Origin of the sequence: Alterirhizorhabdus solaris (assembly GCF_007785815.1) — a bacterium.
Classification (GTDB): domain Bacteria; phylum Pseudomonadota; class Alphaproteobacteria; order Sphingomonadales; family Sphingomonadaceae; genus Alterirhizorhabdus; species Alterirhizorhabdus solaris.
The window spans coordinates 1-19,323 of record NZ_VNIM01000024.1; the positions used below are offsets into that span (position 1 = coordinate 1).

The 19,323-nt window shown below is 68.6% G+C and carries 16 protein-coding genes; 10 read left to right on the plus strand and 6 right to left on the minus strand.

The genetic code is table 11. The annotated features are described in order from the left end of the window. The first annotated feature begins 23 nt into the window (after nucleotides 1–23). Genes FOY91_RS07910 through FOY91_RS07920 form a run of 3 tightly spaced genes read left to right on the plus strand, consistent with a single transcriptional unit; the run spans nucleotide 24 to nucleotide 3,295 of the window. Nucleotides 24–1,439, plus strand: a complete 1,416-nt coding sequence (locus tag FOY91_RS07910) for a UdgX family uracil-DNA binding protein (protein ID WP_145149905.1) — start codon at nucleotides 24–26, stop codon at nucleotides 1,437–1,439. A gap of 57 nt (nucleotides 1,440–1,496) precedes the next feature. Then, nucleotides 1,497–2,090, plus strand: a complete 594-nt coding sequence (locus FOY91_RS07915; RefSeq protein WP_145149845.1) for an ANTAR domain-containing response regulator — start codon at nucleotides 1,497–1,499, stop codon at nucleotides 2,088–2,090. Then, nucleotides 2,087–3,295, plus strand: coding sequence for a CmpA/NrtA family ABC transporter substrate-binding protein (locus tag FOY91_RS07920; RefSeq protein ID WP_145149848.1), 1,209 nt, complete (start codon nucleotides 2,087–2,089; stop codon nucleotides 3,293–3,295). Before FOY91_RS07915 ends, FOY91_RS07920 begins: the two co-directional genes overlap by 4 nt. A gap of 296 nt (nucleotides 3,296–3,591) precedes the next feature. On the opposite strand, the gene FOY91_RS07925 is transcribed toward FOY91_RS07920, so the two are convergent. Further along, on the minus strand, nucleotides 3,592–5,292 hold the full coding sequence (locus FOY91_RS07925; protein ID WP_145149850.1) for a bifunctional protein-serine/threonine kinase/phosphatase: 1,701 nt from the start codon (nucleotides 5,290–5,292) through the stop codon (nucleotides 3,592–3,594). Between the two features lie 71 nt (nucleotides 5,293–5,363). On the opposite strand from FOY91_RS07925, the gene FOY91_RS07930 reads away from it, so the two are divergent. The 5 genes from FOY91_RS07930 (at nucleotide 5,364) to cobA (ending at nucleotide 11,823) form a co-directional block, all read left to right on the plus strand. Next, nucleotides 5,364–6,572, plus strand: a complete 1,209-nt coding sequence (locus FOY91_RS07930) for a nitrate/nitrite transporter (RefSeq protein ID WP_203234523.1) — start codon at nucleotides 5,364–5,366, stop codon at nucleotides 6,570–6,572. Between the two features lie 62 nt (nucleotides 6,573–6,634). Further along, nucleotides 6,635–7,843, plus strand: a complete 1,209-nt coding sequence (locus FOY91_RS07935; RefSeq protein WP_145149854.1) for a hypothetical protein — start codon at nucleotides 6,635–6,637, stop codon at nucleotides 7,841–7,843. Between the two features lie 288 nt (nucleotides 7,844–8,131). Beyond that, nucleotides 8,132–10,630 carry a nitrite reductase large subunit NirB gene (nirB, locus tag FOY91_RS07940; RefSeq protein WP_145149856.1) on the plus strand — a complete coding sequence of 833 codons (2,499 nt, stop codon included), beginning with the start codon at nucleotides 8,132–8,134 and terminating at the stop codon, nucleotides 10,628–10,630. 5 nt (nucleotides 10,631–10,635) lie between these two features. Next, nucleotides 10,636–10,980, plus strand: a complete 345-nt coding sequence (gene nirD / locus FOY91_RS07945) for a nitrite reductase small subunit NirD (protein WP_203234524.1) — start codon at nucleotides 10,636–10,638, stop codon at nucleotides 10,978–10,980. 39 nt (nucleotides 10,981–11,019) lie between these two features. Continuing rightward, the gene (cobA, locus tag FOY91_RS07950; RefSeq protein WP_145149858.1) at nucleotides 11,020–11,823 is read left to right on the plus strand and encodes a uroporphyrinogen-III C-methyltransferase; all 804 of its coding nucleotides are present in this window, start codon (nucleotides 11,020–11,022) and stop codon (nucleotides 11,821–11,823) included. Between the two features lie 328 nt (nucleotides 11,824–12,151). Here the strand turns inward: cobA and FOY91_RS07955 are convergent, their stop codons facing one another. Continuing rightward, nucleotides 12,152–13,075 carry an L-lactate dehydrogenase gene (locus tag FOY91_RS07955; RefSeq protein WP_145149860.1) on the minus strand — a complete coding sequence of 308 codons (924 nt, stop codon included), beginning with the start codon at nucleotides 13,073–13,075 and terminating at the stop codon, nucleotides 12,152–12,154. Nucleotides 13,076–13,303: 228 nt separating this feature from the next. Here FOY91_RS07955 and FOY91_RS07960 point away from each other — a divergent pair, with 228 nt between their 5' ends. Further along, on the plus strand, nucleotides 13,304–14,590 hold the full coding sequence (locus FOY91_RS07960) for a glycoside hydrolase family 130 protein (protein WP_145149862.1): 1,287 nt from the start codon (nucleotides 13,304–13,306) through the stop codon (nucleotides 14,588–14,590). A gap of 49 nt (nucleotides 14,591–14,639) precedes the next feature. Beyond that, nucleotides 14,640–15,383, plus strand: coding sequence for an HAD-IIB family hydrolase (locus FOY91_RS07965; protein WP_145149864.1), 744 nt, complete (start codon nucleotides 14,640–14,642; stop codon nucleotides 15,381–15,383). A 6-nt stretch (nucleotides 15,384–15,389) separates the two neighbouring features. Here the strand turns inward: FOY91_RS07965 and rpe are convergent, their stop codons facing one another. Genes rpe through gnd form a run of 4 tightly spaced genes read right to left on the minus strand, consistent with a single transcriptional unit; the run spans nucleotide 15,390 to nucleotide 19,322 of the window. Beyond that, a complete protein-coding gene (gene rpe, locus FOY91_RS07970) occupies nucleotides 15,390–16,055 on the minus strand; it encodes a ribulose-phosphate 3-epimerase (protein ID WP_145149866.1) in 666 nt (221 codons plus the stop codon). Beyond that, nucleotides 16,052–16,861, minus strand: coding sequence for a Cof-type HAD-IIB family hydrolase (locus FOY91_RS07975; protein ID WP_145149868.1), 810 nt, complete (start codon nucleotides 16,859–16,861; stop codon nucleotides 16,052–16,054). The genes rpe and FOY91_RS07975 overlap by 4 nt, the downstream gene beginning before the upstream one ends. Then, on the minus strand, nucleotides 16,858–18,348 hold the full coding sequence (gene zwf, locus FOY91_RS07980; RefSeq protein WP_145149870.1) for a glucose-6-phosphate dehydrogenase: 1,491 nt from the start codon (nucleotides 18,346–18,348) through the stop codon (nucleotides 16,858–16,860). Before zwf ends, FOY91_RS07975 begins: the two co-directional genes overlap by 4 nt. Further along, nucleotides 18,345–19,322 carry a phosphogluconate dehydrogenase (NAD(+)-dependent, decarboxylating) gene (gnd, locus tag FOY91_RS07985; protein WP_145149872.1) on the minus strand — a complete coding sequence of 326 codons (978 nt, stop codon included), beginning with the start codon at nucleotides 19,320–19,322 and terminating at the stop codon, nucleotides 18,345–18,347. The genes zwf and gnd overlap by 4 nt, the downstream gene beginning before the upstream one ends. Between the last annotated feature and the right edge of the window lies 1 nt (nucleotide 19,323).

The window sequence follows — 19,323 nt, forward strand, 5'->3', positions numbered from 1 at the left end:
GCACGCGGCACCGTGAAGGCGGCATCGGCCGGCGCATCGATCACCGCCTCGTCGGCGAACAGATCACCCGGCCCGCCGCCCGCACGCTCGCGCTGGGCCGTGTGCCCCCGGAAGACGTGGTGTGGCAGGCGGGCGACGGGCCGGGTGATCTGTTCGCCGACGAGGCGGTGATCGATGCGCCGGCCGATGCCGCCTTCACGGTGCCGCGTGCATTCGTTGCGTTGGCGCGCGATGCGATCTGCCACAGCGATCCCGAACGCTTCGCCTTGCTCTACACGATGCTGCTGCGCCTGCGCGACGCGCCGGGCCTGATCGAGGATCATGCCGACCCGCTGCTCCGCCGGATCGAGGAACTCGCCAAGGGCGTGCGCCGCGACGTGCACAAGATGCGCGCGTTCGTCCGCTTCCGCGAGCTGGATGAGGGCGACGGCCCCCGTTTCGTCGCATGGTTCGAGCCGGAGCATCACATCGTCCGCATCAACGCCGCCTTCTTCGTCCGCCGCTTCGCCACGATGCGCTGGTCGATCCTGACGCCCGACCTGTCGATCCACTGGGACGGCACGACCCTGATCGAAGGCCCGCCCGCCCGCCGCGAGGATGCCCCGCAAGGCGATCCGCTGGAGGAGACGTGGAAGACCTACTACGCCTCCACCTTCAACCCCGCGCGCGTGAAGATCGGCTCGATGCTGCGCGAGATGCCGAAGAAGTACTGGAAGAACATGCCCGAGACCGCGCTGGTGCCCGGCCTGATCGCGGGCGCGCAGGCACGGGAGAGCGGGATGATCGCAACGGCAGAGGTAAAGCAGGCGGATGATCGCCGCGAGGTCGGCGGCAACAGCCGGATCGCATGGGAGGCGCTGCGCGAGGAGGCGGCGGCCTGCACCCGCTGTCCGCTCTACAAGCCCGCCACCCAGACGGTGTTCGGCGAAGGCGCGGTGGACGCGCGCCTGATGTTCGTGGGCGAGCAGCCGGGCGACAACGAGGATCTGGCGGGCAAACCCTTTGTCGGCCCGGCGGGGCAGGTGTTCGACCGGGCATTGGCTGAGGCCGGGATCGATCGCGGCACCGTGTACGTCACCAACGCGGTCAAGCATTTCAAGTTCGAGCAGCGGGGCAAGCGGCGCATCCATGCCAAGCCCGGCGGGCCGGAGATCGATGCCTGCCGCTGGTGGATCGAGCAGGAGCGTGTCCTGATCCGCCCGCCCGTGACGGTGGCGCTGGGGGCGACGGCGGCGCGGTCGCTGCTGGGCAAGGTCGTCACCATCTCCGGCGCGCGGGGCCGGGCGCACACGCTGGCCGACGGCGGCGAGGGGTGGGTCACGGTGCACCCCAGCTATCTGCTGCGCATCCCGGACAAGGCGAAGGCGGATGAGGAATATGCCCGCTTCGTCGAGGATCTGAAGGTAGCGGCGGGGCGGATAGAAGCACTGGCCGGTTGACGTAGCGGCACGGGCGGAACAGGGTTCTTCGCGGTTGCAGCAAAAGGGGAGCCGGGATTGCGTATCGTGATCGTCGACGAACCGGGCCTGCGCGCCACGATCCTCGAGGACGGCCTGCGCGAGGCGGGCTATACCGACATCGATATCGTGCCTCCGCGCGGTGGTTTCGTCGCCCGGCTGGAACGGATGGCGCCGGACGTGGTGCTGATCGACCTCGGCAACCCGAGCCGCGACTCGCTGGAGGAGATGCTCACCGTCAGCCGCGCGCTGGCCCGCCCGATCGCGATGTTCGTCGATCAGTCCGATGAGGCGATGATCGGTGCTGCGATCGATGCGGGCGTCTCCGCCTATGTGGTGGACGGGCTGCGGAAGGAGCGGGTGAAGCCGGTGGTGGAACTGGCGATCCGCCGCTTCAACGCCTTCGCCAAGCTGCGGACCGAGCTGGACGAGGCGCGCACCGAACTCGCCACCCGCAAGACGATCGACAAGGCCAAGGGGATATTGATGCAGACGCGCGGCCTTTCCGAGCCGGACGCCTACGCCCTGTTGCGCAGCACCGCGATGAACCAGGGCCGTCGGCTGGTGGAGGTGGCCGACGCGCTCATCACCGCCAGCGCGCTGTTCGCCGCGCCCGCCGGAGCCGCCAAGTGACGCCGCTTTCCATCGCCTTCCTGCCCCTCACCGACAGCGCGGTGCTGGTGGCCGCGCGCGAGCAGGGCTTCGCCGAGGCGGAGGGGATCGACCTGCGGCTGCTGCGCGATACGAGTTGGGCCACGGTGCGCGACCGGCTGGTGTTCGGGCAGGTGCAGGCCGCACAGATGCTGGCGCCGCTGGCGGTGGCCGTGTCGCTGGGCCTCAGCCAGCACCCGGCCGCCATCGCCGCGCCGTTCAAGCTGAGCACCAACGGCAATGCACTGACGCTGGCGGCCGACTTCGCCGCCGCGCTCGATCCGGAGATGCAGAACCGCATCGTCGATCCGGTCGCGACCGCGCATGATTTCGCCGCCGCCATCGGGCTGCATCGCCGCAAGCCGGTGATCGGCATCGTCCACCGCTTTTCCAGCCACGCGCTGATGCTGCGCTACTGGCTGGCCTATGCCGGGGTCGATCCCGATCGCGACATCTCGCTGCGGGTGCTGCCGCCCTCGCTGATGGCCGAGGCGATGCGCGCGGGCGAGATCGACGGCTTCATCGCGGGCGAACCGTGGAGCAGCGTGGCGGTGGCCGACGGGCTGGGCGAGATCGTCTCGGTCGGCGCGAACATCTGGCAGCGAGGCGTGGAAAAGGTGGTGGCCCTGCGCGAGGATTGGGCGGAGGCGAACCCCGATACGGTCGATCGACTGCTGCGCGCACTGTCGCAGGCGGCGGCATGGTGCGACACGCCGGAGAATCGCCCCGCGCTGGCCGACATGCTGGCGGCGGAGACCTATGTCGGCCAGCCGGCCGGGCTGATCCTGCCGGCGCTGGAAGGGCGGCTGACGCTGCGGCGCGGCACCGATCCGGTGGCCGTACCCGATTTCATGCTGTTCCATCGTGAAGCGACGGCCTTCCCGTGGCGCAGCCAGGCGGCGTGGATCTATTCGCAGTTCGTGCGCTGGCGGATGGTGGAGCCGAGCGCCGCGGCCGAGGCGACCGCCGCCAGGGTATTCCGCTCCGATATCTACCGCCGAGCGCTGGCCGGCACCGGCGCGACGATGCCGGGCGCGTCGTCCAAGCTGGAAGGGGCGCTGTCCGCACCGCTGCCAGTGGGCGCATACAGCGGTGAGGCGCTGACGCTGGGGGCCGATCGCTTCTTCGACGGCCGGGTGTTCGACCCCGCCGCAATCGACGCCTATCTCGCCAGCTTTCACGGATGATCGCGGGTTAATTTTTTGCACTTGCGAACAAGCCACGAATCGGAAACATAGGGTCATCGCGCCGGGTGTGCGCGATGACGATGGCGGAACGGCCCAGCGCAGGGCCTGCCCGCCTCACAGTTCGACAGCAAAGCCGCTGTCCGGCCACCGCATCGCGGCGGGCCGGAGGCGGCTTTTTTCTTGTCTTCGCGACATCGGGGGATGTTCATTTGAACGAGGTGACCGACAGTGACCGGACGATCGACCGCCGCGGCGGGCCGGCCTCCGCGCGTGCTGTCGCAGGCGCCGCCGATCCCTCAGCGATGCGCCAGCGACACCAGCAGCGCGATGGCGAGGATCAGCGACACCACCTGCCACACCCGGACCGGATGGCTCTCCATCAGCGGCGGCCGCACGCGATGCGGCACGGCGCGGGTGCTGCCCGCCTCCAGCCGGTGGATGAGTTCCTCGACATCGCCGAACCGCTGCGCGGGATCGACGGCGACGGCGCGCAGGATCACCGCCTCCAGCCAGGCGGGCATGTCCGGCCGGTAGCGGGCGGGCGACACGGGTGCCCCGAAGCGGGGATGGCTGAACGCCTCCACCTCGCCGTAAGGATAGCGGCCGGTGAACAGGCGGTAGATCGTGACGCCCAGCGCATATTGGTCGGTCGCGGGATTGCCGGCCTCCCCGTCGAACATCTCGGGCGCCATGTAGCTGGGCGTGCCGGGCGTCTCGCTTTCGGCGAACTCGGCGAGGGCGGCCAAACGCGCGACGCCGAGATCGATCAGGCGCGTACGATCGCCCACCCCCACGATCACGTTCTCGGGCTTGATGTCGCGGTGCGCGACGCCGAGCCGGTGCAGCGCCGCCACCCCGCGCGCCACGCCGGTCGCCAGCACAACGCCGCGCGCGATCGAGGGCGGCACGCGCAGCAGCCGCTGCTCCAGCGTCTCGCCTTCATGGTGGGGCATCACCGTGTAGAGCCGGCTCTGGCGGTCGCCCGGCACGGGCAGCGTGCGGCCGACATGCGGGTTGTCGATGCGCCGGCCGAGAAAGCCTTCGCGCAGGAAACCGGCCCGCGCGCCCGCCTCGGAGAGCAGCGCCGGCTTGGGAAACTTCACCACGATATCGCCCGGCACCTCGCCGGTCGCGTCACGGCCCACGAACAGCCGGGTATAGCGCCCGTCGGACAGCAGCCGGTCGAGCGCGAAGCCGTCCACCACGTCGCCGGCCTTCGGGGGCGGCAGGATCGGCAGCCGCGCCACCTCCGCGCCGACGATATCCTGGTCGATCGCCGTCACGCCGAGGATATCGATCACGATGGCGGTCGCATTGTCGCGCGTGTTGGCGGCGCCCGCCGCCGCCACGATCGCATCGGCATCGGTTTGCGCGCTCGCCCGCGCGCCCAGCAGGCGGGCCAGCACCCGGTCGGAGAGGACGCCGTGCACCCCGTCGCTGGCGATCAGCAGCCGGTCGTGCGGCTCGATCGACTGGGCGCGCACATCCAGTCTCACGTCCGCCTCAATGCCCACCGCGCGGTACAGCACATGGTTGAGATCGGGCTGCGGCAGGACGTGATCGTCGGTCAGCCGGGTGAGCACGCCGTCGCGAAAATGCCAGGCGCGGCTGTCGCCCAGATGCAGCGCCACCGCCTCGCGCCCGCGCAGCACCAGCGCGGTGAAGGTGGTGGCGGCCCCGGTCATTCCCGGGTCGATCCGGCCGCGCTCGTGCAGCCAGCGATTGTAGCCGCGCATCGCCATCAGCCCGCCGGCGGCGATGCCGCTGACCGGATTGGCCGCGCGATAGCCGTCGATGAAGCTGCGGACGGCCAGTTCGGCGGCGGCGCGGCCGGCCTTGGCGCCGCCCACCCCGTCCGCCACGGCCGCCACGATGCCTCGTACCGCGCGGTCGGTCTCGCTGCCGAGGTCGACACCGCCGAAATCCTGATTGTCCGGCCGGGGGCCGCGCGCGCTGGCGAAGCCTGCCGCGATCTCGAGCTTGCCGTCGCCGTGCATGTCCACCCCTCGCCGCGGTCCGGATGGATCAGGCACCCTTTCACCGTCAAGTTCCTAACGGGAGTCCACCAATGAAATCGAGCTTCTGGAGCGCGGGCCACAGGCCTACGCTGATAGCTTCCTTCCTCTATTTCGATCTCGCCTTCATGGTGTGGGTGCTGCTCGGCCCGCTGGGGCCGAACATCGCCACCGATCTCGGCCTTACTCCGGCGCAGAAGGGATTGATGGTGGCGACGCCGACGCTGGCCGGCGCGATCCTGCGCGTCGTCAACGGCCTGCTGGTCGATCGCATCGGGCCGAAGCGGTCGGGCGCGATCAGCCAGCTGATCGTGATCTTCGGCCTGCTTTCGGCCTACATGCTGGGCGTGCACAGCTTCGCCGGCACGCTGGTGCTGGGCGTGATCCTCGGCTTTGCCGGTGCCTCGTTCGCCATCGCGCTGCCGCTGGCCAGCCGCTGGTACTCGGGCGAGCATCAGGGCAAGGCGATGGGCATCGCCGGCATGGGCAATTCGGGCACGGTGATCGCCTCGCTGTTCGCGCCGACGCTGGCCAAGATGTTCGGCTGGAACGCCGTGCTCGGCCTCGCTGTGATCCCGCTGTCGATCGTGTTCGTGCTGTACATGGCGATGGCCAAGGATGCGCCGGGACAGCCCGCACCCAAGAAGTTCGTCGAGTATCTGGAGCCGCTGCGGCAGGCCGATGCGTGGTGGTTCATGCTGTTCTACGCCGTCACCTTCGGTGGCTTCGTCGGGCTGGCCGCCTCGCTCTCGATCTACTTCGTCGACCAGTTCGCGCTGACCCCGGTGACCGCCGGCTACTGCACCGCCGCCTGCGTGTTCGCCGGCTCGCTCATCCGCCCGGTGGGCGGCGCGCTGGCCGACCGGATCGGTGGCATCAAGACGCTGTCGTTCGTCTATGTCGTCGCGGCCGCCGCCTTGGTCGGCGTCAGCACCGGGCCGACGCATCTTGCCGCCGCGCTCGGCATGTTCGTCGTCGCCATGCTGGCACTGGGCACCGGCAACGGCGCGGTCTTCCAGCTGGTGCCGCAGCGGTTCCGCGCGGAGATCGGCGTGATGACCGGCCTCGTCGGCTTCGCCGGCGGCATCGGTGGCTTCTACCTCGCCTCCTCGCTCGGCTTCGCCAAGCAGATGACGGGCGTGTACCAGTCCGGCTTCCTGATCTTCGCCGGCTTCGCGATCGTCGCGCTGGTCGGGCTGACGATGGTGAAGCGCAAGTGGCGCACCACCTGGGGCGCCGCCATCCAGGGCGTGCGGATCTGACGCCTGACTGACTGACTGCTGGCCCTCCCCCGAATGCGGGGAGGGCCGATCGGGGGATCACCATGAAATCGAGATATCTGCTGACGGCGGCCATCGCGGCCGTCGCCGGGCCGGCCTGTGCCCAGCCCATCGTGCTCAAGCCGCTCGCCGAGGCCCGCCTGCGCTACGAGGGCGTCGATCAGGATGGCCTCGCCCGCGATGCCGATGCGCTGACGATGCGCGTGCGCGGCGGCCTTGCCGCCACCACCGGCCACTGGTCCGTCCTGGCCGAGGGGCAGGGCACCCTGGGCATCGTCAACGACTATAACGACGGGCTGCACGGCCCGGCCAACCGGCCGATCGTCGCCGATCCGCAGGATATCGCGCTGTATCGCGCGCAGATCCAGTACAAGTCCAAGGCGCTGGCGCTGACCGCCGGCCGGCAGAAGATCGCGCTGGACGACGAGCGCTTCGTCGGCCCGGTCGGCTTCCGCCAGAACGGCCAGAGCTTCGACGCGGTGCGGGCAGAAGTCACCCCGATCAAGGGGCTGAAGGCCGACGTCAGCTATGTGTGGAGCGTCCGCTCGATCTGGGGGATCGACGGCGCGGGCCTGCGCCAGCAGGCGGTGTCGGGGGACAACGTGCTGGCAAACCTCAGCTACGCCACGCCGATCGGCACGCTGACCGGCTTTGCCTATCTGGTCGATCAGGACGAGTTCGCCGTACAGGGCTATCGCCTGTCCAGCCAGACCTACGGCGGACGCTTCGCCGGCAGCCGGCCGCTGTCGAAGACGGTGAAGCTGTCCTATCAGGCAAGCTACGCGCGGCAGAGCGACTATCACCGCAACCCCAACGACTATCGCGCGGATTATTATCTGGCGGACGGCACACTCGATATCGCCGCGCTGAAGCTGAACGCCGGTTACGAGGTGCTGGGCGCCGACAAGGGCGTGGCATTGACCAGCTTCCAGACCCCGCTCGCCACCCTGTTCAAGTTCAACGGGTGGGCCGACAAGTTCCTGACGACGCCCGCCAACGGCCTGCGCGACCTGTACGGCGGCGGCGGCTATGCGTTCAAGAAGGTCGGGCCGATCGACCTGCTGAGCTTCCAGGCGACCTACCATCGTTTCCGCAGCGACCGGCTCGACATCCGCTACGGCAACGAGATCGACCTGCTGGCGAGCGCGAAGCTGGGCAAATACGTCGTTTCGGCGCGCTATGCCGATTACGACGCGAAGCGGTTCGCCACCGACACGAAGAAGCTCTGGCTGTCGGTCGACTGGATGCTGTGATGCCCCCTGCCCGCCGCCCCGGCGTGGCGGGCGGATTTCCCGATATTGCTGCAATGCGAAAATCGCACTTGAGCTTGGGAACGAATCACGGCATCCTCTCAATCGAACGGGCAAGGATGCCCGCTCGCTCATAGCCCTCCCGCTTCGATGACGAAACGGCGGGGCATGTCGCCCCCGGCCCAGGCCGGTCAGGCGGCGATGGCAAGGCCGCCATGCAGGCACTGGAAAACCCAGTGTCCGCATGGCGGCCTTTTTCGTTTTCGGCCCCCGGGCTGCTGGAGTTTCGTGATGGACACGATAGCGGACGACTTCCCCGACATGCACCTCGAAGGACGCGAGCATCTGGTGGTGATCGGCAACGGCATGGCCGGCTGCCGCGCCGTCGAGGAACTGCTGGAGCGTGATCCCGGCCGCTACGCCGTCACGATCATCGGCGCGGAATCGCTGGTGAACTACAACCGCATCATGCTGTCGCCGGTGCTGGCGGGCGAGAAGACGTTCGACCAGATCGTCATCAACGATCACGCCTGGTACGAGGGCAACAACATCCGCCTCATCACCGGCGATCCGGTGGTGGGCATCGACCGCGAGGCGCGCGTCGTCCGCTCCGAAAGCGGTGTCGAGGCGACCTACGACAAGCTGCTGATCGCCACCGGCTCCGATCCGTTCATCATCCCGGTGCCCGGCAAGGATCTGCCCGGCGTCATCACCTTCCGCGACATGCGCGACGTGGAGCACATGCTCGACGCGGCCGGTCGCGGCGGCGATGCCGTGGTGATCGGCGGCGGGCTGCTGGGGCTGGAGGCGGCGCACGGCCTGTCGCTGCGCGGCATGAAGGTGACCGTCATCCACCTGATGGGCACGCTGATGGAGCGCCAGCTCGACGAGGCGGCCGGCTGGCTGCTGAAGAGCGAGCTGGAGCGGCGCGGCCAGACCATCCTCACGGAAGCGAACACCGCCGAGATCGTCGGCGACACGCATGTCGAGGGCGTGCGGCTGAAGGACGGCACGCTGATCCCCGCCTCGCTGGTGGTGATGGCGGTCGGCATCCGCCCGAACACGAAGATCGCGGCGGCGGCCGGGCTGGCAGTGGGGCGCGGGATCATGGTGGACGACCATATGGTCACCTCCGATCCGGATATCCTCGCGGTGGGCGAATGCGTCGAGCATGACGGGCAGGTCTACGGCCTCGTCGCCCCCCTGTGGGACATGTGCCGCGCGCTGGCCGACGGGCTGGTCGAGCAGCACAGCGGCTATCGCGGTTCCGTCACCTCCACCAAGCTCAAGGTCTCGGGGATCGACGTGTTCTCGGCCGGGGACTTCTCCGGCGGCGACGGCGCGGAGGATATCGTGATGCGCGATGCCGCGCGCGGCATCTACAAGCGCGTGGTGGTGAAGGACGACCGGATCGTCGGCGCGGTGCTGTACGGCGACACCGCCGACGGCAACTGGTACTTCGACATGCTCCGCAAGGGCGAGGATGTTTCGGAGATCCGCGAGAAGCTGATCTTCGGTCAGGCCTTCGCGCTTGGCGGCGGCAACGACGATCCGCACGCGATGGTCGCCGCGATGGGCGACGATGCCGAGATCTGCGGCTGCAACGGCGTGTCGAAGGCCAAGGTCGTGCAGTCGATCGTCGGCGGCGCGGTCAGCCTCGATGCGGTGCGCTCCACCTGCAAGGCCTCGGCCTCGTGCGGATCGTGCACCAGCATCGTCGAGAGCCTGCTGTCGCTGACGCTGGGCGCCGATTACGGCGGCGACCTGACGATCAAGACTTTGTGCAAGTGCACCACCTACGGCCATGAGGAAGTACGCCGCGAGATCGTGGCGCAGGGCATGCGCGCCATCCCCGAAGTGATGCAGACGCTGCACTGGTCCACGCCGGACGGCTGCTCCTCCTGCCGCCCCGCGCTCAATTACTACCTGCTGTGCGCGCTTCCGGGCGAGTATGTCGACGACCAGCAGAGCCGCTTCGTCAACGAGCGGATGCACGCCAACATCCAGAAGGACGGCACCTATTCGGTCGTGCCGCGCATGTGGGGCGGCCTGACGAACCCGCGCGAGTTGCGCGCCATCGCCGACGTGGTGGAGAAGTTCAACGCGCCGATGGTGAAGGTGACGGGCGGCCAGCGGCTCGACATCTTCGGTATCAGGAAGGAGGATCTGCCCGCCGTGTGGGCCGATCTGAACGCCGCCGGCATGGTTTCCGGCCACGCCTACGGCAAGTCGCTGCGCACGGTGAAGACCTGCGTCGGCTCCGACTGGTGCCGCTTCGGCACGCAGGATTCCACCGGCCTCGGCGTCAGGATCGAGCAGATGACGTGGGGCAGCTGGATGCCGCACAAGTTCAAGATCGCCGTCTCGGGCTGCCCGCGCAATTGCGCGGAGGCCACGATCAAGGACTTCGGCATCGTCTGCGTGGACAGCGGCTACGAGCTGCACGTCGGCGGCAACGGCGGCATCAAGGTGCGCGCCACCGACTTCCTGTGCAAGGTGGCGACCGAGGCGGAGGCGATGCATTATTGCGCCGCCTTCACCCAGCTCTACCGCGAGGAGGCGCACTATCTGGAACGCACCGCGCCGTGGATCGAGCGCGTCGGGCTGCAATATATCAAGGACCGCATCGTCGACGATCAGCCGCTGCGCGACGCGCTGGCCGAACGGTTCCTGTATTCGCAGAAGTTCTGTCAGGACGATCCGTGGGCGGCGCGCGTCGCCGGCGCGGAACGCGAGCAGCACGCACATCTGGGCGAGTTCCGCCCCCTCGAAATCCTCGCGGCGGAGTAAGGCACATGATCGGCGACTGGATCGACATCGGCGCGCTGGCAGAAATCCCCCTGCGCGGGGCACGCACCGTGCCGGTGGTGGGCGGCGAGGAGATCGCCATCTTCCGCACCGGGGACAATGCGGTGTTCGCGCTCGTCAACCGCTGCCCGCACAAGCAGGGGCCATTGAGCCAGGGCATCGTCCATGGCCACTCGGTCACCTGCCCGCTGCACAACTGGAAGATCGCGCTGGCCACCGGCGAGGCGCAGGGCGAGGACAAGGGCTGCACCCCCACCATCCCGGTGAAGGTGGATGCCGGCCGCGTGCTGATCGCGCGGATGGCGCTGCTCACGACCGCCCTCGCCGCCTGACGGCGACGCGCGTATAGACTGCCATCGAGGAACTGCACGATGCGGCACCATGATCTTATCGCCCCCGGCCCGATCGCCCCCGGCACCGTCTGGCTGGTGGGCGCCGGCCCCGGCGACCCGGACCTGCTGACGAGGCGGGCCGAGCGGCTGATCGCGGCGGCCGACATCCTGTTCTTCGATGCGCTCGTTGGCCCCGGCGTGCTGGCGCTGGCAGCCCCCGGCACCGAACTGGTGAGCGTGGGCAAGCGATCCGGCCGCCATTCCAAGCCGCAGGAGGGGATCAACGACCTGCTGCTGGCAGCCGCACGGGCGGGCAAGCGGGTGGTGCGGCTGAAGGGCGGCGACCCCTCGATCTTCGGCCGCTCCACCGAGGAGATCGGCCATCTGGCGGCGCACGGCATCGCCGTCCACGTCTGCCCCGGCATCACCGCGGCGAGTGCGGCAGCGGCGAGCGGGGCTGCGTCGCTCACCCTGCGCGGGCTGGCGCGGCGGCTCACCTTCGTGACGGCGCATACCCGCGCCGGCGAGCCGCTCGACCTCGACTGGACGGCACTGGCCGGCGCAGACACCACGCTGGCCGTCTATATGGGCCGCGCCGCCGCCCCCGAGGTGGCGCGCGAACTGGTCCGCGCGGGCCGCGATCCGGACACGCCGGTGATGATCGCGGTCAACGTCTCGCTGCCCGAGGAGCGGGTGATCCGCGGCCGGCTCGCCGCCCTGCCCTTCCTCGTGCAGACGATCAGCGACGACGACCCCACCCTGCTGCTGATCGGCGAGGCGCTGGCGGCCAGCCCCCAGGGCGCGCTGGCCGAGGCCCGGGCGATGGCATCCGCCGACGCCTGACCTGGCGGGTTGCCCCGCCCCCGACAGATGGTCGAAAGCGCATCCGGCACTGGTTGTGCCAGCGTCGACTACGCGCAGTAGGTCGAGCGGCGGAACATCGGCGGCAGATCAAGCCCGTCGTTGGCTGCATCATCGACCGGCCGGTCGAAACGCCGCCGCCTCACGGATCGCCGATCCGCGAGAGCTGGCGTCCGTCGGATATCCACCCCGCTGCATCGACCGCTGAACGACTGCCCAAGGACCGGCCCTCCCGATGCGGGTTGCTATCCCGCATCTGCCACCGGTCCATCACGGGATGCCGCTTGCCCTTCAGGCACGGCGCCCAAGGTCAGGAACCCGCGTCGAGGACCGCGAGGTTTTCCCGCAGGATCGCAGCGGATGCGCGCAGGCCCGCCTGCTCGGCCGCATCAAGGTCGGGCAGCAATATCCGTTCGATCCCGCCCGCGCCGAGGAGGCACGGCAGGCTGAGATACAGGTCGGTAATGCCGAACTCGCCGGTCAGCGCCACCGACACGGGAAGGATCGCCCGTTCGTCGCGCAGGATGGCCTCGCAGATCCGAACGATCGCCGTGGCGATACCGAACGACGTGTACCCCTTGCCGGCGATGATGCGATAGCCCGCCTCGCGCACCCCCCGCGCGACATGCTCCCGATCGGGCGCCGGGGCCTGGAACTGCGCCAGCCCAAGCCCCCCGACCCGCGCGGCGAAAAAGGCGGCGACCTCGCTGTCGCCATGTTCCCCCACGACCAGCGCCTCGATGGCGGTAGGCGCGACGTGCAGTTCCGCCGCGAGCGCCTGCCGGAGGCGCGCGGTATCGAGCAGCGTCCCGGTGCCGATCACGCGCGAGGCGGGGAGGCCGGATGCCCGCAGCGCCACCAGCGCCATCAGATCGACGGGATTGGCCGCCACGAGGATGATCCCGCCGAACCCCGCGCCCGCGAGTTGCGATACGCAGGCGCGGACGATACTGGCGCTGCGCGAGGCGACCGTCAGCCGGGTTTCCGATCCATGCGTCGCCGCCCCGGCGGTCACGACGGCGATCGTCGCCGAGGCCGCGTCCGCATAGGTGCCGGCCCATATCCGGGCCGGCCGCGCGAGCGCGTTGGCATCGGCGAGGTCGGCGGCCTCTGCCTCGGCCAGCCCCGGATCGCTGTCGATCAGCACGATTTCCGACACAAGCGCACGCAACATCAGCGCATAGGCCGCCGTCGCGCCGACATGGCCGGCACCGATCATCGCGATGCGTGACATGCCGATCTCCCTTTTTGCACGCCGGAATGGCGCGCTTCCCGTCGCCGGATGGGCTAGCGACGGGGCGCGACGGAATTATGTCCCGAAAGGGCCGGTGCCGGATCATCGAATAATCTCTGCGGATACGTCGCCGGCCGCAACCTATCAGCCCCGCCTGCGCTCACCAGAAGGGCAGGAGCGGCGCGACGCCAACCGACCGGACGTGAACTTTCAAGCTGAGGGAATCGAATGCAAGCGGCAGATGTCTTCACCAAGCTCGATATCGAACTGAGACCCGATCCCTCGCGTACCGTCATCCGGCCCTTCAGTTTCGAATATCCCGAGGCGTTCAGCGCCGGCCGCCCCTCGCGGCTGGAGGCTGTCACCCACCGGATCCTGTCGCTCGACCTGGCGATGCGCCGGCGGATGTTCGAGAAGATCCGCAAGCCGATGCACGAGCGGCATCGCAACGCCGACCGGGTCTTCCTGCGCCGCTTCGACGAGCTGCAGCATCTGATCCCGGATGCCAACTTGGAAGAGTATGACAAGCTGCTGCTCGGCGCCTATTTCAGCCAGGAATATGCATTCGAGTCCGCCGCGCTGTTCAACCCCAGCATCGCCCGCCTGCCCGATCCCGATCCTTGCGAGGCGGGCGCCGTCCGCTTCCTGCTCTCGCTGCGCGGCATCGGCGAGGGGCATATCTCGTCCGTCACCTTCCGCAGCGGCACATGGGGGCCGGGCGACACGCTCGTCATCGATCCGGCCAGCGATCAGGGCATCCCGCCACAGATCGAGCGTCAGGACGAAGGCTGGGTGCGCCTGTTGTGCGAGGACAGCCGCGACGTTTCCGAGACGGTGATCTTCCCGATCCTGCCCAGCCAGCGTCAGGGCGTCGAGGATCTGCGGATGGTCAACTTCACCGACCATGACGGCGCCCAGAGCCTGATCGGCACCTATACCGCCTTCGACGGCAAGGAGGTCCGTCAGGAACTACTGCGCGGGGTCGATCTGCGCACGTTCCAGATGCGGCCGCTGGCGGGCGCGATGACGGGGTACAAGGGCATGGCGCTGTTCCCCCGCCGGATCAACGGCCAGTTCGTGATGCTGGGGCGGCAGGACAACGAGAACATCTGGCTGCTCCGCTCCGACGACCTCCACACCTGGGAAACCGGGACGCCGATCATGGCGCCCAAATATCCGTGGGAGTTTGTCCAGATCGGCAATTGCGGATCGCCGATCGAGCTGGAGGAAGGCTGGCTGATGTTCACCCACGGCGTCGGCATGATCCGTGGCTACAGCATCGGCGCCACCCTGCTCGACAAGGACGATCCCTCCCGCGTGCTGGCGCGCACCGCCTCGCCCCTGCTGTTTCCCAGCGCGGAACAGCGCGGCGGCTACGTGCCCAACGTCACCTATAGCTGCGGCGGGCTGGTACATGAGCGGCGGGTGCTGCTGCCCTACGCCATCGGCGACGAACACAGCGCGTTCGCGGTTGCGAGCGTCGACGATCTCCTCAGCGTGATGGAGCCCGCCTGACGGCTGGTGTCTCTCCCGCCTTGTTTCTCCAGACGGAAGGTAATGGACAATGAAAGAACTGGTGGCATTCGATCTCGACGGCACCCTGGCCGAGAGCAAGCAGCCGCTCGGCGAGGCGATGGGCGAGGCGCTCGCCGACCTGCTCGGCGTGGCCCACATCGCGGTGATCTCGGGCGGTGACTGGCCCCAGTTCGAGAAGCAGGTCGCCAGCCGGCTGCCGGCGCGCGCCGATCTCGATCGCCTGTGGCTGATGCCCACCACCGGCACGAAGCTCTACCGGCATGACGGCAAGTGGGCGCCCGTCTATGCCGAACTGTTCGACGAGCAGCAGCGCAAGGACATCATCGCCGCTTTCGATGCGTCACTGGCCGCCACCGGCTTCACCCCCGAGCAGAGCTGGGGCGAGCGGATCGAGGATCGCGGCAGCCAGATCACCTTTTCCGCGCTGGGCCAGCAGGCGCCGCTCAAGGAAAAGGAGCATTGGGACCCGGATTTCGCCAAGCGCAAGATCATCCAGGCCGATCTGCGCCAGCGCTTGCCCGGCCTGTCGATCAACATCGGCGGCGCCACCTCGATCGACATCACCCGCGAAGGCGTCGACAAGGCCTACGGCCTGAAGAAGCTGTCCGCCGCCAGCGGCATCGCGCTGGAGGCGATGATGTTCATCGGCGATGCGATCTTCCCAGGCGGCAACGATTATCCCGCCAAGGAACTGGGCCTCGATACCGTTCGCGTCCGCGACCCGGAGGAGACGCTGTCGGTGATCGCCGCGATCGTCGCCTGCCAGAAATAGGCGGCGTCAGCCGGCGTCCCGGATCGCGGCGATCGCCTTGCCGTAATCCGGGGCGCCGAAAATGCCGGTGCCGGAGACGATGACGTCCGCGCCTGCCTCCACGGTGCTGCGGACGGTCTTCGCATCCTGCCCGCCATCCACCTCGATATGCGGGCCGAGGCCGCGTTCGTCGCAGAGCCGCCGCAGCGCCGCGATTTTGGGCAGCATCTCTGGCAGGAAGGCCTGGCCGCCGAAACCGGGGTTGACCGTCATCACCAGGATGATGTCGACGAGGTGCAGCACATGCTCGATCCACGCGATCGGCGTCGCCGGATCGATCACGACGCCGGGGCGACAGCCAAGCTCGCGCACGCGGCTCAGCACGCGGTGGAGGTGGATCGTCGATCCCGGTTCGGACTGGACGAGCAGATGGTCGGCACCGGCATCGCGGTAGCGTTCCAGCGACCGCTCCGGCTCGACGATCATCAGGTGGACGTTGAGCGGCTTCGTCGCGCTCCGCTTGATCGCCTTCACCACGTCCGGGCCGAAGGAGATGTCCGGCACGAAGCGACCGTCCATGATATCGACATGGATCCAGTCCGCGCCGGCTTGCTCGACCGCCCGTATCTCGTCGCCGAGCCGGGTGAAGTCCGCCGCCAGCACCGACGGGGCGATCTTGATCGCGCGGCTCACAGCCGTTCCGCGATCAGCCGGTCGATCGCCTGTGCCACGCCGTCCTCCTCGTTCGAGGCCGTCACCCAGTCGGCCGCCGCGCGCACATGGTCGGGCGCCTGCCCCATCGCGATGGACAGCCCGGCCCGCGCGAACATCGGCAGGTCGTTGGCCATGTCGCCGATCACCGCCACCTGTTTCAGCGGCACGCCCGCCGCCGCCGCGATCGCCGCGACGCCGTCGCCCTTGTTCGCGCGCAGGGCAGTCGTGTCGAGGAAATAAGGTTGCGACAGGGCGATGGTGGCATTGCCGGCCGCCGAGGCGATGGCCCTGTCCTCGATCGTCTTGAGCAGCGCCACGTCGTCGCTGACGCCGACGATCTTGTCTGCCCGGTCGCACAGCGCCGCCAGATCGTCGCGCAGCGTCGCCTCGTGGCCCGACGACAAGATCTCGCGCGGGACATGCGGGTTGTCGTTGTCACGCGCGTACCAGCGGTCGTCGGCGAACAGCCAGATATCGACCCCCGCCTCGTCGAGGATGGCGATCAGCCGCGCCGCCACCGCAGGGTCGATCCGTTCAGGCGGGGCGGTGACGCCGCCCGGATCGAACAACGTGCCGCCATTAAACGCACCGATCGGCCCGCCGATCTGCAACGCCTTGGCGATCCAGTGCATCCCGCTCATCGGCCGGGCGCTGATGAGCGACATCGCGACACCGGCATCGGCAAGACGCCGCGCCGCCGCGCCGTTGGCGTCGGACAGGCTCTTGTCCTTGCGGACCAGCGTGCCGTCGATATCGCTGATGAGCAGGCGGATGGATGTGCTCATGCGCCGATCCGATGCCACTGGCGGCCGTCTCGCGCCAATAGTTCGTCCGCCGCCGCCGGGCCTGCGCTGCCGGCGTCATAGTCCTCCGGGTCGCCCGCCTTGCCCCATTCGTCGAGAACGGGCTGCACCGCCGCCCAGCCGGCCTCGATCATGTCGGCGCGCTGGAACAGTGTCTGGTCGCCGGTCAGCGCATCGTACAGCAACGTCTCGTAGCCGGTGCGATGGCCGAGCGGGAGGCTGTCGGCATAGCGGAAGTCGAGGCTCGCCTCGCGCGTATCCACCACCGGCCCCGGTTTCTTGACCACGAAGTCCAGGCTTATGCCCTCATCGGGCTGCACCTGCAGCACCAGCCTGTTCGGCGGCAGGCGCGTCACGTCGGTATCGCGGAACAGGGCGAAGGGCACCGGCTTGAACATCACCACGATCTCCGTGTCACGCGCCGCCAGCGCCTTGCCGGTCCGCAGGTAGAAGGGAACGCCGGCCCAGCGCCATGTCTCCACCTCCAGCTTTATCGCGGCATAGGTTTCGGTGCGGCTGTCCGCGGCGATATCCCGTTCCTCGCGATAGGCCGGCACGGTGGCGTCCCCGGCCTGGCCCGCGCGATAGCGGCCGCGCACCGCGTCCCGCTCTACCCGCTCCGGCCGCGGGCCGCGCACCGCCGCCAGCAGCTTGGCCTTCTCGTTGCGGATCGCCTCGGCGTCGAAACTGTTCGGCGGCTCCATGCCGATCATCGCGAGGAGCTGGAACAGGTGGTTGGGCACCATGTCGCGCAGCGCACCGGTGGCATCGTAGAAGGTGCCGCGTGTACCGACACCCACCGTCTCGGCGGCAGTGATCTGGACGTGATCGATGTACCGGCTGTTCCACACCGCCTCCAGCAGCGCATTGCCGAAGCGCGCGACCATGATGTTCTGCACGGTCTCCTTGCCGAGGAAATGATCGACCCGGTAGATCTGGCTCTCCGGTATGCGCGCGAGGATACGGGCGTTGAGTGCCTGCGCGGAGGCGAGGTCATGCCCGAACGGCTTCTCGATCAGAACGCGGCGGAAGCCGGCGCTTTCGTCGAGGATCCCGGCGTCGGCAAGGCGATCGACGATCGTGCCGAAGAAGCCCGGCGCGGTGGCAAGGTAGAAGGCGGCGTTGCCCTCGATCCTGTCCGCCAGCGTGGCATAGGTCGCCGCATCCTCGAAGCTGCCGCGCACGTAATGGATCCGCCCGGCCAGCGCCTGCCACGCCGCTCCGGCGGTCTCGGCATCGTCGCCCTTGCCGACGAACTGGCCGAGGCTGTCGCGCAGTGCCGCGTCGTCGGCATCGTGGTGGCTGACCCCGACGATGCCGACGTCGTCTCCGACCAGTCCGTCGCGCATCAGGTTGAGGATCGACGGCATCAGCAGCCGCTTCGCCAGATCGCCCATCGCCCCGAAGATCACGAGCGTCGCCGGCGGCGCGCGTTCGGCCGCCGGGGGCGTGGATACCGGATCGCTCACTGCGGCATCTCGACATGGCCGCCGAAGCCGTACCGCATCGACGACAGCAGCTTGTCGCCGAAGGTTGTATCGACCCGCGAGCGATAGCGCGCGAACAGCGCGGCGGTCAGCACGTTGGCGGGCACCGCTTCCTCCATCGCCGCATCGATCGTCCACTGGCCCTCGCCGCTGTCGGAGACGTGGCCCGTGAACTGTTCGAGATCGTGATCGGCGGCGAGGCCGATCGCGGTAAGGTCGAGCAGCCAGGACGAGATCACACTGCCCCGCCGCCATACCTCGGCGATATCCGGCAGGTTCAGCGAGAAGCGCTCGTCCTCGGGCAGCTTTTCCGACGATTTGCCCTTCAGGATGTCGAAGCCCTCGGCATAAGCCTGCATCAGCCCGTATTCGATCCCGTTGTGCACCATCTTGACGAAATGGCCCGCCCCCGCCGGCCCGGCATGGATATAGCCGCGCTCGGCGCGGTTGTCGAGGCCGTCGCGCCCCTTGGTGCGCACGAGATCACCCGTGCCCGGCGCGAGCGTCTCGAAGATCGGCTCCAGCAGGTCGACCGTCGCCTCTTCGCCACCGATCATCATGCAATAGCCGCGTTCCAGCCCCCACACGCCGCCAGACGTGCCGACGTCGACGTAGTGGAGTTTCTCCATCGCGCAGGATTTGGCGCGGCGGATATCGTCCTTGTAGAAGGTGTTGCCGCCGTCGATGATGATGTCACCGGGCGCGGCGAGCTTCGTCAGCGTCTCGATCGTCTCCTCGGTCGGCGCGCCGGCTGGCAGCATCACCCAGAAGATGCGCTGCCCGTCGAATCTGGCCACGACGTCCTCCAGCGAGGTCGCGGCGATCGCGCCCTCTCCGGCCATCGTCGCCACCGCCTTCTCATCGCGGTCGAAGGCGACGACCTCGTGTCCGCCGCGCATCAGCCGGCGTGCGATATTGGCTCCCATCCGGCCGAGGCCGATCATTGCGAGGCGCATG

Coding starts and splice junctions, on each gene's coding strand:
- FOY91_RS07925 (WP_145149850.1), bottom strand. CDS start 5,292: ATGCACGGCGACGGCAAGCTCGAGATCGCGGCAGGCTTCGCCAGCGCG.
- FOY91_RS07930 (WP_203234523.1), top strand. CDS start 5,364: ATGAAATCGAGCTTCTGGAGCGCGGGCCACAGGCCTACGCTGATAGCT.
- FOY91_RS07935 (WP_145149854.1), top strand. CDS start 6,635: ATGAAATCGAGATATCTGCTGACGGCGGCCATCGCGGCCGTCGCCGGG.
- nirB (WP_145149856.1), top strand. CDS start 8,132: ATGGACACGATAGCGGACGACTTCCCCGACATGCACCTCGAAGGACGC.
- nirD (WP_203234524.1), top strand. CDS start 10,636: ATGATCGGCGACTGGATCGACATCGGCGCGCTGGCAGAAATCCCCCTG.
- cobA (WP_145149858.1), top strand. CDS start 11,020: ATGCGGCACCATGATCTTATCGCCCCCGGCCCGATCGCCCCCGGCACC.
- FOY91_RS07955 (WP_145149860.1), bottom strand. CDS start 13,075: ATGTCACGCATCGCGATGATCGGTGCCGGCCATGTCGGCGCGACGGCG.
- FOY91_RS07960 (WP_145149862.1), top strand. CDS start 13,304: ATGCAAGCGGCAGATGTCTTCACCAAGCTCGATATCGAACTGAGACCC.
- FOY91_RS07965 (WP_145149864.1), top strand. CDS start 14,640: ATGAAAGAACTGGTGGCATTCGATCTCGACGGCACCCTGGCCGAGAGC.
- FOY91_RS07975 (WP_145149868.1), bottom strand. CDS start 16,861: ATGAGCACATCCATCCGCCTGCTCATCAGCGATATCGACGGCACGCTG.
- gnd (WP_145149872.1), bottom strand. CDS start 19,322: ATGCGCCTCGCAATGATCGGCCTCGGCCGGATGGGAGCCAATATCGCA.